The sequence below is a fragment of the Corynebacterium maris DSM 45190 genome (genome assembly GCF_000442645.1).
GTDB lineage: Bacteria > Actinomycetota > Actinomycetes > Mycobacteriales > Mycobacteriaceae > Corynebacterium > Corynebacterium maris.
Genome location: NC_021915.1, coordinates 1,717,939 through 1,732,208 on the forward strand (window position 1 = coordinate 1,717,939; position 14,270 = coordinate 1,732,208).

Genomic DNA, 14,270 nt, shown 5'->3' on the forward strand with positions numbered 1-14,270 from the left:
TTAGATCTCCTCCTTCGGCAGGGAGGTCAATTCCACCGGCCACGGCCGCGGCGCCGGGGAATTCTCCCACGCCCGCCATTCCCGCGGGTACCCCAACGACACCTCGTAGTGCGGCACTCCGTCGACGATCAGCTCAGAGGGAGTGTGCAAATGGCCGTACACCACCGCGCGGGCGTGATAGCGCGACGGCCAGCTGCGCGTGTGCCGGGTCCCGGACCACAGGCCGATCTCCGGGTGCCGCAACCGCAGCGTGGGCTCCTGCACCAGCGGCCAGTGATTGACCAGGATCGTCGGCCCCTCCACCTGCGCCAGCCGCTTGACCGAATACGCCAGCCGCTCCCAGCACCAACCGCGAACGTCCACGAAAGGGGCGATCGCGAACTCGTCGGTCATCACCACCTGGTTGTCGTGCGCCTGCCGCAGCGCCTCCTCCACCGTCAATCCGGGGTGGCGGAAAGAATAGTCGTAGAGCGTGAACAACGGCGCGATCGTCGTGGCCCCGAACACCGGGTACGGGTCCTCCGGGGTATCCACCCCCAGGTCCCGACAGCCCTCCACCAGCTCCTTGTATTTGTCCTTGCCGCGGAACCGGTCTCCGCTGCGGGAAAACAGCTCGTGGTTGCCCGGGGTCCAGATCACCCGCGCAAACCGGCGGCGCAACAACTCCAGCTCGCTGAGCACCAGATCGGTCCGCTCCGCGACGTCGCCGGCCACAATCAGCCAATCCGAGGGATCCGCCGGGCGGATCGAATCGATGCGGCCCGCATTCGCCGTCACCGCGGCATGCAGATCCGACACCGCCCACAGCGTGGTGCGACCGCTCACGACGACTCCTTCCGGGGGCCCAATTCTTCGTCCACGACCGCCCACCGCATCGATTGGAACCGCCAGACGACCGCGACGAGCCGGATGACGATGAACGCCACCAGCCCCCACCAGACGCCGACGAGCCCGCCATCGAAGAAGTAGGCCAACCACACCCCCGGCAGGAAGCCGAGCAGCACCGACAGCAATGAGATCGTGCGCAGGAACGCCGCGTCGCCGGCCCCCAACAGCACCCCGTCAATGGCGAAGACCACCCCGCCGAGCACGATCATGAGCAGCAGCAGCCACCACGGCCCGGCCATGGCCGCCAACACCGACTCGTCGGTGGTGAAGATCCGCGGGATCACGGTCCACCCGGCAGCGAACACCGCCGCCAACGCGCCGGCGAAGATCACCGAATACACAATGATGCGGACGCCCACTTTCCGGGCCACCGCCACCACACCCCGACCGAGCGCCGCACCGGTCAGGGTCTGCGCCGCGATCGCCAAAGAGTCCAACACCAGGGTGATGAAGTTCCACAGCTGCAACAGCACTTGGTGGGCGGCCAGCGGCGCCGTGCCGAAACGCGCGGCCACCGCGGCCGCCGACAAAAACGCCACCTGGAAAGACAGCGACCGCAGAATCAGGTCGCGACCGAGCACCAGCTGCCGCACCATCACCGACCACCGCGGCCGCCAGTCCCCCTCATGCTCCTTGGCCAGGCAGACCACGAACAAGGTGGAGGTGATCGCCATGCCGAGCACATTCGCCCAGGCGGACCCGACCAGCCCGAACCGGGACACCAGCACCGGAATGGCCACGGCCCCGGGGATCACGCCGGCCAGCACGAACAGCAACGGCCTTCTGGTGTCCTGGATGCCGCGCAGCCAGCCGTTGCCGGCCATGACGACCAGCGTCAGCGGAATGGCGAAGGCGGAGACGTACAGCCAGCGCGCGGTTTCTGCTGCGATGGCTTCGTCGCCGGTCAGCCACCACGCGAAGGTGTCTCCGAACAGCCAGACGAGCACCGCCAGCAGCGCCCCTACTCCGAGCCCCACCCACGTGGCCTGCACGCCTTCGGCCACGGCGTCGGCGCGACGGCCTGCCCCGTACAGACGGGAGGCGCGCGCCGTGGTGCCGTAGGACAAGAACGTCAGTTGGGTGGTCACGGAAGACTGCAGGGCAGCGCCGACGGCCAACGCCGCCAACTCGAAGGCCCCCAGCATCTGCCCCACCACGGCAGTGTCCAACAGCAGATACAAGGGGGTGGCGGCGAGCACGCCCAGGGCGGGGAAGGCGAGGGCGAAGATCTGCCGGGCCGACACCTGCCCGGCCTCGGTCTGGGTACGGGTCACAGCGACACGTCTGTCGTGGACAGGACCGTGGCGAGTTCCGCGAGAGCCTCCTCAGCGGTGCCGCGGGAGGTGTAGCCGGCGGCGGCGACGTGTCCTCCGCCGCCGAGTCGGATCGCGACCTGGCTGACGTCGCAGCGCGAGGAGCGCAGCGACACCGCCCACCAGCCGGGGCCCTGCTCTTTGAGCACGACGCCCAGGTTGGAGCCGTTGAGTTCGCGGACGTAATCCGCCAGCGACTCCACCGCCGACTCGGAGTGCCCCGCAATGGTGGCCTGGTCGGCGATCAGCACCGCCGCGTTGAATCCGCCGGCCTCGACCATGCGGGTGTTGGCCAGCACGTGGCCGACCATCTGCAAGTCCGCCACCGAAGTGGAGTCCACCAGGTCGGCGGCGATGCGGCGGGGGTCGAGCCCGTAGGACATCAGCTCCGCCGCCAGCGTGTGCATGGAGGCGGTGCCCCACCGGAAGGATCCGGTGTCGGTCATCAGGCCCGCGTACAGGCAATGGGCGATGTCGCGGTCGAGCGGCACGCCGATCATCAGCAGCAGTTCGCGGATCATCGACGTGGTGGATTCCCGGGTGTCGATCAGGTTGACCGTGCCGAAGCCGGTGTTGGAGACGTGGTGGTCGATGACCAGCAGCTTCTCATCTTCCGCGGCGGCCAGGACCGCGCCGGTCAAGGTGCCGGTCCGGTCGACCGACCCGCAGTCGACGGCGACGATGAGGTCGTGCTCGCCCGGGATGTCCGTGGCCGGCGACACCCGGTCCGCGCCCGGGATGCTGAGCAGGTTGCGGGAGAACGGAACCGGTTGCCCGACCAGCGGGGTGACCGTCTTGCCGATTTTCTCCAGCCCCAAGGTCAGGGCCGTGACCGAGCCGATGGCGTCCGCGTCCGGCCGCAGATGCCCGACCACCGCCACAGTCTTCGCGACGGCGAGTTTATGCGCCGCCCGCGCATACCGGGCGGCCCTCTCAGCGGCGGCTTCCACTAGCGGTCCGATCCGTCGGCTACGTCCTCACCCGATGTCTTCTTGTAGGGGTCTTCGGCGCCGGCGGGGGTGGCGTTCTCCGCCAGTTTGGCCAGCTCCGCGTCGCGGGCGCGGGCCTTCGCCAACAGCGCCTCCATGTGGGCGGAGGCCTCCGGCACAGTGTCGAGCGCGAAGGACAGGGTGGGCGTGAAACGCACGCCGAGCTGGTCACCGACTATCTTGCGCAGTTGCCCCTTGACACGGTTCAGCGCTTCCTCCGCGCCTTCGTGGTCGGGGGCGTCCTCAATTTCGCGTCCGCGGACGGTGTAGTAGACGGTGGCGTCGTGCAGGTCCCCGGTCACGCGGGCGTCGGTGACGGTGACCAGCTCCAGGCGCCGGTCCCAGTTCTGCTGATCGATGGCCGTGGCCACGATGGTCTGGATGCGCTTGGCCATGCGGCCTGCGCGGGCGGAGTCAGCCATGGGAGATTCCTCCTTGAGTCGGACGGACAGATGACCTTTATCGTACCCGGCGGGGCAAGCTGCGTCGCACACCCCTCACTACCGCTGACGGGCGAGGTTTTCTCTGCCTGTGGCCCGCAACACCGGGAACGGCCAAGGGCGCGGCACCGGTCGGGGTTCGAACGGGTATCCCAGGGACACGTCCACGTGGCTGACGCCGTCGACGCGGGTTTCCGCCGGGATGTGGAGGTGACCGTGGAGAACGATGCGGGCGTGGTAGCGCTGCGCCCAGTCACGGGTGGCCGTGGTGCCGGACCAGAGCGCGATGTCGGGTTCGGTGAGCCGGTGCGTCGGTTCGACCACCAACGGCCAGTGATTGACCAGGACGGTCGGGCCGGTGACCCGTTCCAGCCGGGCGCGCGAATACTCCAGGCGCCGGGTGCACCAGTCGACGACGTCGACATAGGGGGCGATGGCCAACTCATCGTCGAGGACGACGTTTGCTTGCGCCACCGCCTGCGCCGCCGTCAGTCCGAGGCGGCGGAAAGAGTAGTCGTAGAGGGTGAACAGCGGACAGACCGTCACGCCGTCGAAGACCGGGAACGCATCCTCCGGGGTGTCGACGCCGGCGGCGCGCAACTCCCCCACCAGCGCCCGGTACCGGGCCTCGCCGTTGACGCGGTCGGAGGAACGGTTGAATAGTTCATGGTTGCCTGGCGTCCAGATCACCCGCCGGAACCGTGCCTTCAGCTCCGCGAGAGTCTCGACGACCGTCGGGATACGTTCGGCGACGTCCCCGGCGACGATCAGCCAGTCGTCCGGGTGCTGCGGCTGCAGCGCGTCCACGCGCCGCCGGTTTTCCTCGAAGGTGACGTGGAGGTCACTGACGGCCCACAGGGTAGCTGGCATGGCACCGAGTGTAATGAAGCGCCGGGCGGGCGAAGGTCACTGCCTTCGCCCGCCCGGCGCTTCTCGGTGTGGCTTCGCCACTTCAGACCGCAAGGGTCATTAGGTGCGCGGCACCTCGACCATTTCGTAGGCCTCGATGATGTCCCCGACCTGAATGTCCTGGAAGGAGAGCACCATGCCGCACTCGTAACCGGCGTTCAGCTCGGTGACGTCGTCCTTCTCGTGACGCAGCGAGTTGATGTTGACCTCGGAGGCCACGACGGTGCCGTCGCGGACGATGCGCACCTTGGCGTTGCGGCGCATCTTGCCATCGGTGATCATCGAACCCGCGATGTTGCCCACGGAGGAAGCCTTGAAGATCTGACGGATCTCGGCCTTGCCCAGATCGCGCTCCTCGTAGATCGGCTTGAGCATGCCCTTGAGAGCCTGCTCGACCTCTTCGATGGCCTGGTAAATCACCGTGTAGTAACGGATCTCCACGCCCTCGGCGTTGGCCTCTTCCGTGGCCTTGCCCTCAGAGCGGACGTTGAAGGCGATGATGACGGCGTCAGAGGCGGCGGCCAACGTGACGTTGGTCTGCGTGACGGCGCCGACGCCGCGGTCGATGATGTTGAGCTCGACCTCGTCCTCCATCTCGATCTTCATCAGGGACTCTTCCAGCGCCTCCACGGAGCCGGCGTTGTCGCCCTTGAGGATGAGGTTGAGGACGCTGGTCTCCTTCAGCACCGCATCCAGGTCCGCCAGAGAGACGCGCTTCTTACGGCGTGCCTGCTCTGCGGAGCGACGGCGGGCGTCGCGCTGGGCGGCGATCTGACGGGCCATGCGGTCGTCTTCGACCACGAGCAGGTTGTCGCCTGCCCCCGGCACGCCGTTCAGGCCCTGGACCTGCACCGGCGTGGACGGGCCAGCCTCTTCGACGTCCTCGCCCCACTCGTTGAGCATGCGGCGGACGCGGCCGTGTGCGGAGCCGACGACGATGGAGTCGCCGACCCGCATGGTGCCGCGCTGGACGATGACGGTGGCCACCGGGCCACGGCCGCGGTCCAGGTGCGCCTCGATGGCGAGCCCCTGCGCGTCCATGTCCGGGTTGGCGGTCAACTCGAGAGCCGCGTCAGCGGTCAGCACGACGGACTCGAGCAGTCCGTCGATGTTGATGTTCTCCCGGGCGGAGATGTCGACGAACTGGGTGTCGCCGCCGTACTCCTCCGGAATGATGCCGTACTCGGTGAGCTGGCCACGGATCTTGTCCGGCTGTGCCTCGGGCTTATCGATCTTGTTCACGGCCACGACCAACGGGATGTCCGCGGCCTTGGCGTGGTTGATGGCCTCCACCGTCTGCGGCATGACGCCGTCGTCGGCGGCGACGACCAGGATCGCCAGGTCCGTGGACTTGGCGCCGCGGGCACGCATGGCCGTGAAGGCCTCGTGACCCGGGGTATCCAGGAACGTGATGCGACGCTCTTCACCGTCGATTTCCAGCGGAACCTGGTAGGCGCCGATGCCCTGGGTGATGCCGCCGGCTTCGCCCTTGCCCACGTTCGCCTTACGGATGGTGTCCAGCAGGCGGGTCTTACCGTGGTCGACGTGACCCATGACGGTGACGACCGGCGGGCGCTGCTCGAGCGCCTCTTCGTCGCCTTCGTCCTCGCCGAATTGCAGGTCGAAGGAATCGAGCAGTTCGCGATCCTCGTCCTCCGGGGAAACGACCTCGACGTTGTAGTTGACCTCGGCGCCCAGCAGCTGCAGGGTCTCCTCGGAGACCGATGCGGTTGCGGTGACCATCTCGCCCAGGTTGAACAGAGCCTGGACCAGAGCGGCCGGATCGGCGTTGATCTTTTCCGCGAAGTCGGAGAGGGACGCGCCCTGGCGCAGACGGATGGTCTGGCCCTTGCCGTCGGGGAGACGAACGCCGCCGACGACCTTCGGCTGCCTCATCTCCTCGTATTCGTTCCTCTTCTGACGCTTCGACTTACGTCCGCGACGCGGTGCGCCGCCCGGACGTCCGAAAGCACCGGCGGTGCCGCCGCGGCGGCCGCCACGGCCGAAACCGCCGCCGCCACCGGGGCGCGGGCCTCCACCTGTGCCACGGCCGCCGCCACGTCCGCCACGGGTGCCTGCCGCCTTAGACGGCATCTGGCCCGGGGACGGGTGGGACGGCATCATCGCCGGCGACGGACGCTTGCCGCCCGGACGCGGTGCCGGACGCTCGGAGGAGCCGCCCTGACCTGCGCGACCGCCCGGCTTGGGACCGCCCTGGCCCTGACCCGGACGCGGGCGTGCTGCGCCCTGGCCCGGCTTGGGGCGCCCACCCGGACGCGGAGCGGGGCGTTCGCCGCCGCCCGACGAGAACGGGTTGTTCGCGACGCGGGGCTTGCCGCCCGGCTTGGGCATGGGACGCGGCATCGCCCGGTCGCCGTCGGCCTTCTGCGCCGGGGCGCCCGGCTTGGGGGCTGCGGGCTTGGGTGCGCCCGGCTTCGGTGCCGCTGCGCCCGGCTTGGGCGCGGCGGATCCCGGCTTCGGGGCAGCCGACTTCGCTGCGCCGGGCTTCGGCACGGCGCGGCCCTGCGGGGCGGCCTCCTGCTTCGGGGCGGCCTCCTGCTTCGGGGCGGCCTCCTGCTTCGGGGCGGCAGCCTTCGGTGCCGCTGCGCCCGGTTTGGGCGCGGCGGATCCCGGCTTCGGGGCAGCCGACTTCGCTGCGCCCGGCTTGGGGGCTGCGGGCTTGGGTGCGCCCGGCTTGGGGGCTGCGGGCTTGGGTGCGCCCGGCTTCGGTGCCGCTGCACCCGGCTTGGGCGCAGCCGAGTCGTCGGCCTCGCCCTCGTTGTAGTGTGCACGCATCTTCTTGATCACCGGGGGTTCGATGGTCGACGATGCGGTTTTGACGAATTCGCCCTGCTCTTTGAGCGTGGCGAGAAGTTCCTTACTGGTTACGCCGAGCTGCTTTGCCAGCTCGTGGACGCGTAGCTTTCCGGGCACTTGTCTCCTCTAGGGTTTGCCAGAGGGCGAGTGCCGGGAAGGCAGCTCGACCTCTAGGAATGAATATGGACTTTCATCGCTGATGCTTCATCGCTGTGTGCTCATCAGTGTTCGGTCTTCCTTACAATGTCGGGTCCGTCTGCAAGTTCTGCGAGGTACGTGCGTACATGACCAGTGTCCACGGCCGTAGAGAGTCGGAGGGCGCGCGGGAAGGCGCGACGTTTCTCCGCTGTCTCGAGCGCCGACAACTGCGGGGTGATCCAGGCGCCCCTGCCGGGCAGGCGGCGCTTGGGGTCGGCCAGAAGCCGACGGCCGGTGAAATCTTCCGGATCCACCACCACGCGGAGCAGTTTCTCATCCGAGTGGCGTTCACGGGTGGCGACACAGGTGCGAATGCGAATACGGCGCGGGGAGGCAGCGTCTGCTGCGTCAATACCCGGCTGTGTCATTCGTCTCCTTGCTGCTCGCTGATGCGTGTACCGTTCGGTAAGTAACCGTCGTTGACGGCAATCGGCCAATGGGCCGTCTCTCAGTTTAGAACAAAACTACCGGAAATTGAATTCCCGGTGGTTCTATGGCGTTTTCCGCGGCAGCCCCGGACTACGCCTGGGCGTCGACGTCGGAATGGATGTCGATCTTCCAGCCCGTCAGCCGCGCGGCCAGACGGGCGTTCTGGCCCTCCTTGCCGATGGCCAGCGACAGCTGATAATCGGGCACCGTCACCCGCGCGCTCTGCTCTTCTTCGTCGAGGACCTCCACGCGGACGACCTTGGACGGGGCCAACGCGTTGCCCACGTAGACTCCCGGATCCTCATTGTAGTCGATGATGTCGATCTTTTCGCCGCCGAGGGCGGCCATTATGTTGTTCACGCGCTGGCCGCGCGGGCCGATGCAGGCGCCCTTGGCGTTGATGCCCTTGACGCCCCCGATGACCGCGACCTTGGAGCGGTGACCGGCTTCCCGGGCGATGTTGATGATCTCGACGGAACCGTCGGCGACCTCCGGCACCTCCAGCTCGAACAGGCCGCGGACCAGTTCCGGGTGCGTGCGCGACAGGTTGACCTGCACGTTGGCGTTGGAACGGTTGACGCCGACGATGTAGGCCTTGACCCGGTCACCGTGCTCGAGCTTCTCGCCCGGGATCTGCTCGGCGGGCAGCAGAATGCCGTCCTGGGCGTCGTTTTCGGTGCCGAGCTGAACGATGACGATCCCGCGCTGATTAGCCTTGACGTCGCGCTGCACCAGGCCGGTGACGACCCGGCCCTCGTACTCGGAGTACTCCTCGAAGGCCCGGCCGGCCTCCGCCTCGCGCAAGCGGCGGACGATGGCGTCCCGCACGGTCGGCGCCCCGATACGGGCGAAGTTCGAGGGGGTGTCGTCGTATTCGGTGACGACGGCGCCTTCCTCGTCCAATTCAGAGACGATCACGGCGACCTCGCCGGTGTCGCCGTTGATGTCGACCCGCGCCTTGGAGTCCATCGCTTCGTCGCCGGCAGGGACGTCGCCGTCGCGGTATTCGCGGTAGGCCTGCAGCAGGGCACGCGCGATCGTCGACATCATGTCTTCGACGCGTACCCCCTGCGTTTTTTCGATGCCCCTGATTGCGTCGATGTCGATATTCACTTGTGTTCCTCTCGCCACTGCGTGGCTTCCTGATATGTCTTGGCGGTGATCTCCAGCTGCGTCGCCGGAGATTCGTTGAACTCAACTTCTACCACTGCGATCGGCGCAGAAGAAAGTTGCAGCTCACGGACGTCCTCCGGGAACACGGAAACGTCGCGGTTACCGCTTTTCTTCTTGTCGGCTGCGACCAGGATCACTGCGCTGTCGTCCTCGGCGAGCGCGCCGATGCGCCACAGGGACTTCTGCCCCTCCTCTGTCAGGGCCACCAACCGGTGACGGTTGCGACGCCAGTGGCGCGGCGCGGTCAGCGGCAGGTCGACGCCCGGGGTGGAGACCTCCAGGGTGTAGCCGGCGCCGAAGTTCGCGTCGCCGCGTTCCTCGGCGGCGTCCAACAGCTCAGAGATCTCGGTGGAGACGACCTCCAGGTCGTCGAGGGTGGGGCGGTCGTCGGCGTCGAGCTTGACGGCCACGACAGATTTCTTGCCCGCCTTGGTCACCTTCACCGCCTCGACGTCCCATCCGCGCGGGTCGACGGCGGGGCTGATCAGAGCGGTCAATTGTGCAACGTCCGGGAATGCCATGCGTTTTACTCTACCGCCGCCCGGTACAGTCCCATACGTGAACCGTCGACTGACCGCCCTTCTCGCCGCTCCCCTGCTCACCGCCGCGCTGTCCTCGTGCGCTGCGGTGGACGGCGTCGTCGAGCAGTTTGGTCCGCGTCCCAACGAAGCGGTCCTCGAACTCGCCCGGCAGGCCCGCGCCGACGCCGGCGCGGAAGCGTCTGTGGCTGAGTTGCGTGCCGACCATGCCACAGAGTTGTTCGCGGAAGTTGAACGCTTGTGTGGCGTCGGTGAAGATGGTACCCCGCCGCCGTCCTGCGACTTCGAGGACGCCGCCGGCGACACGGACACGGTCCCCGGCGACGACGCAGCGTCGCTGGCGGGGTACCTTGAGGCGCTGCCCCGGGTGCCGGCGGAGTCCGTGGACCTGCTGGTCTCCCAGGCCGTCGACGTGGCCGCGACACCTTCGTCGACGGAATTGCCGGACCTTCCCGCCCCGCTTGATCCGGTGACCGCCGCCGACGCCGAGACGCTCCGCGCTCTGCTGGCGGACGAGCACGCCGCGGTGTACGCCTTAGACATCGCGCAGGCGTATCTCGACGACGCCGGGGACGCCCGGGTCGCGGACCTCATCGACGCCCATGAACAGCGCATCACGGTGTTGACGCAGACGCTCGAGCCCACCGGGGTGGTGCCCGCCGCCGCCCCCGGATACGTCTTCGACGCCGTCGCCGCCCCGACGGATCAGACGGAGGCGGGGCAGTTGGTCAACCGCATTACGGAGACGACCGACCTGACGTGGCGCAACGCCGCCGCGGGCGCCGGTTCCCTGGCCACCCGCGAGTGGCTGGTCTCGATGGCGGGTCACGCGGCTAAGGCCACGCAGCTACACGCCTTTTAATCACCGGCCCCCGCCGGCGCCTCGCGAGCCACCTGCATCGACCACCGGATCAGGGGAAACTGCAGCGGCAGACGCCCGTAGGCGATGGCCCGTCGCCGGGCCGGTTCGTTCCGCCAGTCCCACGCCATCTTGATGTTGGCCGGGAACACGGCGATCAGCAGCGCGGCCGAGGCGTATCCCGCCGTCCGGCGGGTCTTCGGCCGCGCCATGAGCCCGGCGACCGCCAGTTCGGCGGCGCCGGAGGCGTATGTCCACCACCGGGGCGGTCCGGGCAGCCGGGTCGGGACGATCCGGTCGAAGACCTGCGGCCGGGCAAAATGCGCGACCCCGGCCGCGCCGTACAGGACTGAGAAGAATCGGTGCATGAGGGAGATGCTACGCCGGCTCCGCTCAGCCCCGCACGAGCTCGATGACCTTGTCGACGATCTCGTCTGCGGCGACCTCGTGGGTTTCTCCGCCGCGGATGCGCAGTTCGACCTTGCCGTCGGCGAAGGCGCGGCCCAGGATGACGGCGAAGGGCATGCCCAGCAGCTCGGCGTCCTTGAATTTCACGCCCGGGGAAACCTTGGGGCGGTCGTCGAACAGCACCTCGACGCCGGCGGCGTCGAGCTCTTCGACGAGCGTGTCGCCGGCTTCCATCGCGGCGGCGTCTTTGTTCGCCACGGCCACATGCACCTGGTACGGCGCGACCGCGACGGGCCACTTCAGGCCCTTGTCATCGTGGTTTTGTTCCGCCAGGACGGCCATCATGCGGGAGACGCCGATGCCGTAGGAACCCATGGTGGGCACGGCGCGCTTGCCGTTCTCGTCGAGGATCTGCATGTCGAAGGCTTCGGTGTACTTGCGCCCCAACTGGAAGATGTGGCCCAGCTCGATGCCGCGCGCCAGGGTCAGCGTGCCCTGGCCCTCCGGGGCAGGGTCGCCTTCTTTGACCTCGGCGGCCTCGACGTGGCCGTCGACGGTGAAGTCGCGGCCGGCGACCAGGCCGACGACGTGGCGCCGCTTCTCGTCGGCTCCGGTGATCCAGGAGGTGCCGGTGGCCACGCGCGGGTCGGCCAGCACCCGCACGCCGCTGTCGTTGAGCCCCTTCGGGCCGATGTAGCCCTTGATCAGGAAGGGGTATTTCTCGAAGTCCTCGCCCTCGGCCAGCCGGAACTCGGCCGGCTCGAGGGAGGCCTCGAGCCGCTTGACGTCGAGCTCGCGGTCGCCCGGGATGAGCACGCCGACGAGCTCGTCTTCCTCGACGCCCGGTTCGCTGACGATGACGGTCATGGTCTTGAGGGTGTCCGCGGCGGTGACGGCCCGACCGTCGACGGTGACGCCGGCGCCGTTGGCCCACTCCACCAACGTGTCGATGGTTTCGGCGTCCGGGGTCTCATGGACCACGGCTTCCGGCAGCCCGGAGACGTCGCGTTCGGCGGCCGGCGGGGTCACCACGGCCTCGACGTTGGCGGCGTAGTCGCCCTCGGTGGCGCGCACGAACGTGTCCTCGCCCGTGGGGCTGACGGCCAGGAACTCCTCGGAGGCCGACCCGCCCATGGCTCCGGACGTCGCCTTACAGATGACGTAGTCGATGTTCAACGAATCGAAGATGCGCTGATAGGCGGCGCGGTGCTTCGCATAAGCCTCCTCCAGCCCGGCGTCGGTCATGTCGAAGGAGTAGGAGTCCTTCATCACGAACTCGCGGCCGCGCAGAATCCCTGCGCGCGGACGCGCCTCGTCCCGGTACTTGGTCTGGATCTGATAGAGCGTGACCGGGAAGTCCTTGTAGGAGGAGTAAAGGTCCTTGACCGTGGCGGCGAACATCTCCTCGTGCGTCGGACCCAGCAGCATGTCCGTGCCCCGGCGGTCCTGGAGGCGGAAGAGTTCCTCGCCGTACTCGGTCCAGCGGCCGGTGGTGTCAAAGGGTTCGCGTGGCAGCAGCGCCGGGAAGAGCAGTTCCTGCCCGCCGAGGGCGTCCATTTCGGCGCGGACGACGTTTTCGAGCTTGCGGAGAGTGCGCAGCCCCAGCGGGAGCCAGGAGTAGACTCCTGGCGCGGCACGGCGGATATAACCGGCGCGGACGAGCAGCTTGTGGGAGGGGACTTCAGCGTCGGCAGGGTCCTCGCGCAAAGTGCGCAGGAACAGCTGAGACATGCGGGTGATCATGTCAAAGAACTGTACCCGGTACCGTAATCCACATGTTGATCGTCCTGCCCCCTTCTGAGACCAAGGCCCCCGGTGGCGCCGGGGCGCCGTTGGAATTTTCCCGCCTGTCCTTCCCCTCGCTGAACCCGGTGCGGGAAGAATTGGTGGCCGCATTGTCTGCGCTGCAGGTCGAGGAAGCGATGGCGCAGCTGGGGCTGTCGGAGCGGTTGCGGGGTGAGGCGGAGGCAAATCGAGAGCTGTTTTCAGCGCCGACGATGCCCGCGGTGGAGCGGTACACGGGCGTGCTGTACGACGCGTTGGATGCGGCGACCCTGCCGGACCGGAGGCAGCTGGCGGTGGGGTCCGCCCTGTTCGGCGTCCTGGGGGCGGATGACCCGATCCCGCGCTACCGGCTGTCCGGGGGTTCGAAGTTGGACCGGCGGACGATGAAATCCCGGTGGGGCGCGTCCGTCACGGAGGCGTTGTCAGAGGTGGATGGCCTAGTGGTGGATCTTCGTTCTGGGGCGTATCAGCAGCTGGGCCCGCTGAAGCGGGCGGTGACGGTGCGGGTCGAGAGTGTGCTCGACGACGGCACGCGAAAGGTCGTCAGCCACTTCAACAAGCATCACAAGGGGGTCCTGGCCCGCGAATTGGCGGATAAGCGGGCGGATTCGATCGACGACGTCGCCTCGTTGGCGGAGGCGGCGGGCATGACCGTAGAAGTGATTTCAGACACACAGTTGACGCTGGTGGTCTAGCCTCGGAAGTATGCAGCTTCCACCTTCCGCCGCCTCCTGGGTGTACCTCGTGTCGCTGGGTGCGCCGGTAGTGGCCGCGATCGTGCTGGCGCTGCATTATCCGCGCCTGCCGGAGGTGATTCCGGTGCACTTCAACGCCGCCGGGGAGCCGGACGGCTTCGCGGACAAGTCGTGGGCGACGGTGTTTGCGTTGCCCGCGATTGCCCTGGCCGTCGCGGGGATGTTCGTGGTGATGGAGGTGGTCCGTCGCCAGGCGTGGGAACCGCAGCCGACGGACGGGGCGACGGAGCAGGCGGTCCGGGTGCCGTTTTCGGAGTCCGCGCATGCGCGGGCGCATCATTTTCTGGCGGCCACGAACCGGTGGCTGGCGTGGTTGGGCCTGACCGTCTCGGCGGGGCTGAGCATGTTGGCGGCGGCGTCGCTGGTGCCGGACTACCGGTGGTTGTTCACCCCGGCGCTCGTGCTGGTGCTGCTGGGCACGGTGGTGGTCGTGGTCGTGGGGCTGTTCCTGAGTTTCCGGGCCGAATCGCAGGCGAAGGAATGGTTTCCCCCGGACGAGGAGGAACTGGAACGCGACCGGCTGCTCTCCCCCGCTGACGCACAGCGGCAGGTGTACCGGCTCGGCGGGTTCTTTTACCGCAACCCGGCTGATCCGGCCGTGATCGGGCTGTCGTACGCCAATTCCGGCAACATCGACATCAATGTGGCGCATCCCCCCGGCGCGCTGTTCTATCGGTGTGTGGCGCTGTTGGTGGGGGCGGTGACCATCCTGCCGATAGTGATGACCATTCTTTAGTATGACTTCTTCCCGGCTGGTAGATTGATGTT

14 protein-coding genes are annotated in these 14,270 nt (G+C 67.9%); 3 read left to right on the forward strand and 11 right to left on the reverse strand.

All coding sequences use genetic code 11. The features are described 5' to 3' along the window. The 9 genes from B841_RS08085 to rimP form a co-directional block, all read right to left on the reverse strand. Entirely contained in the window at positions 1-825 is an 825-nt protein-coding gene (locus tag B841_RS08085; RefSeq protein WP_020935000.1) for a metallophosphoesterase family protein, read from the reverse strand. Further along, positions 822-2,162, reverse strand: a complete 1,341-nt coding sequence (locus B841_RS08090) for an MATE family efflux transporter (RefSeq protein ID WP_020935001.1) — start codon at positions 2,160-2,162, stop codon at positions 822-824. The genes B841_RS08085 and B841_RS08090 overlap by 4 nt, the downstream gene beginning before the upstream one ends. After that, positions 2,159-3,151 carry a DHH family phosphoesterase gene (locus B841_RS08095; RefSeq protein ID WP_020935002.1) on the reverse strand — a complete coding sequence of 331 codons (993 nt, stop codon included), beginning with the start codon at positions 3,149-3,151 and terminating at the stop codon, positions 2,159-2,161. Before B841_RS08095 ends, B841_RS08090 begins: the two co-directional genes overlap by 4 nt. Then, positions 3,151-3,612, reverse strand: coding sequence for a 30S ribosome-binding factor RbfA (rbfA, locus tag B841_RS08100; RefSeq protein ID WP_020935003.1), 462 nt, complete (start codon positions 3,610-3,612; stop codon positions 3,151-3,153). Before rbfA ends, B841_RS08095 begins: the two co-directional genes overlap by 1 nt. A gap of 78 nt (positions 3,613-3,690) precedes the next feature. Beyond that, on the reverse strand, positions 3,691-4,500 hold the full coding sequence (locus tag B841_RS08105) for a metallophosphoesterase family protein (RefSeq protein WP_020935004.1): 810 nt from the start codon (positions 4,498-4,500) through the stop codon (positions 3,691-3,693). Positions 4,501-4,599: 99 nt separating this feature from the next. Further along, the gene (infB, locus tag B841_RS08110; RefSeq protein WP_020935005.1) at positions 4,600-7,473 is read right to left on the reverse strand and encodes a translation initiation factor IF-2; all 2,874 of its coding nucleotides are present in this window, start codon (positions 7,471-7,473) and stop codon (positions 4,600-4,602) included. 104 nt (positions 7,474-7,577) lie between these two features. Continuing rightward, complete coding sequence (locus tag B841_RS08115; protein ID WP_020935006.1) at positions 7,578-7,922, reverse strand: YlxR family protein; 345 nt, start codon at positions 7,920-7,922, stop codon at positions 7,578-7,580. 151 nt (positions 7,923-8,073) lie between these two features. Beyond that, a complete protein-coding gene (nusA, locus tag B841_RS08120; protein WP_020935007.1) occupies positions 8,074-9,096 on the reverse strand; it encodes a transcription termination factor NusA in 1,023 nt (340 codons plus the stop codon). After that, positions 9,093-9,677 carry a ribosome maturation factor RimP gene (rimP, locus tag B841_RS08125; protein ID WP_020935008.1) on the reverse strand — a complete coding sequence of 195 codons (585 nt, stop codon included), beginning with the start codon at positions 9,675-9,677 and terminating at the stop codon, positions 9,093-9,095. The genes nusA and rimP overlap by 4 nt, the downstream gene beginning before the upstream one ends. Before the next feature lie 37 nt (positions 9,678-9,714). Between rimP and B841_RS13390 the strand changes: the two genes are divergently transcribed. Next, positions 9,715-10,557 carry a DUF4439 domain-containing protein gene (locus B841_RS13390; protein ID WP_020935009.1) on the forward strand — a complete coding sequence of 281 codons (843 nt, stop codon included), beginning with the start codon at positions 9,715-9,717 and terminating at the stop codon, positions 10,555-10,557. Here B841_RS13390 and B841_RS08135 read toward each other — a convergent pair. Both B841_RS08135 and B841_RS08140 read right to left on the reverse strand, forming a co-directional pair. After that, a complete protein-coding gene (locus tag B841_RS08135) occupies positions 10,554-10,922 on the reverse strand; it encodes a DoxX family protein (protein ID WP_020935010.1) in 369 nt (122 codons plus the stop codon). The two genes, B841_RS13390 and B841_RS08135, sit on opposite strands and share 4 nt — an antisense overlap. 25 nt (positions 10,923-10,947) lie before the next feature. Beyond that, entirely contained in the window at positions 10,948-12,705 is a 1,758-nt protein-coding gene (locus B841_RS08140; protein WP_020935011.1) for a proline--tRNA ligase, read from the reverse strand. Positions 12,706-12,737: 32 nt separating this feature from the next. Between B841_RS08140 and yaaA the strand changes: the two genes are divergently transcribed. Both yaaA and B841_RS08150 read left to right on the forward strand, forming a co-directional pair. After that, positions 12,738-13,442: a peroxide stress protein YaaA gene (gene yaaA, locus B841_RS08145; protein ID WP_020935012.1), complete on the forward strand. Its 705-nt coding sequence runs from the start codon at positions 12,738-12,740 to the stop codon at positions 13,440-13,442. 10 nt (positions 13,443-13,452) lie between these two features. After that, complete coding sequence (locus tag B841_RS08150; protein ID WP_041631838.1) at positions 13,453-14,238, forward strand: DUF1648 domain-containing protein; 786 nt, start codon at positions 13,453-13,455, stop codon at positions 14,236-14,238. The last annotated feature ends 32 nt before the right edge of the window (positions 14,239-14,270 follow it).

Excerpts from the sequence above, each read along its gene's own strand:
- rimP (WP_020935008.1), bottom strand. The coding sequence starts at position 9,677 with ATGGCATTCCCGGACGTTGCACAATTGACCGCTCTGATCAGCCCCGCC.
- B841_RS08140 (WP_020935011.1), bottom strand. The coding sequence starts at position 12,705 with ATGATCACCCGCATGTCTCAGCTGTTCCTGCGCACTTTGCGCGAGGAC.
- B841_RS08105 (WP_020935004.1), bottom strand. The coding sequence starts at position 4,500 with ATGCCAGCTACCCTGTGGGCCGTCAGTGACCTCCACGTCACCTTCGAG.
- rbfA (WP_020935003.1), bottom strand. The coding sequence starts at position 3,612 with ATGGCTGACTCCGCCCGCGCAGGCCGCATGGCCAAGCGCATCCAGACC.
- B841_RS08150 (WP_041631838.1), top strand. The coding sequence starts at position 13,453 with ATGCAGCTTCCACCTTCCGCCGCCTCCTGGGTGTACCTCGTGTCGCTG.
- B841_RS08135 (WP_020935010.1), bottom strand. The coding sequence starts at position 10,922 with ATGCACCGATTCTTCTCAGTCCTGTACGGCGCGGCCGGGGTCGCGCAT.
- B841_RS08115 (WP_020935006.1), bottom strand. The coding sequence starts at position 7,922 with ATGACACAGCCGGGTATTGACGCAGCAGACGCTGCCTCCCCGCGCCGT.
- yaaA (WP_020935012.1), top strand. The coding sequence starts at position 12,738 with ATGTTGATCGTCCTGCCCCCTTCTGAGACCAAGGCCCCCGGTGGCGCC.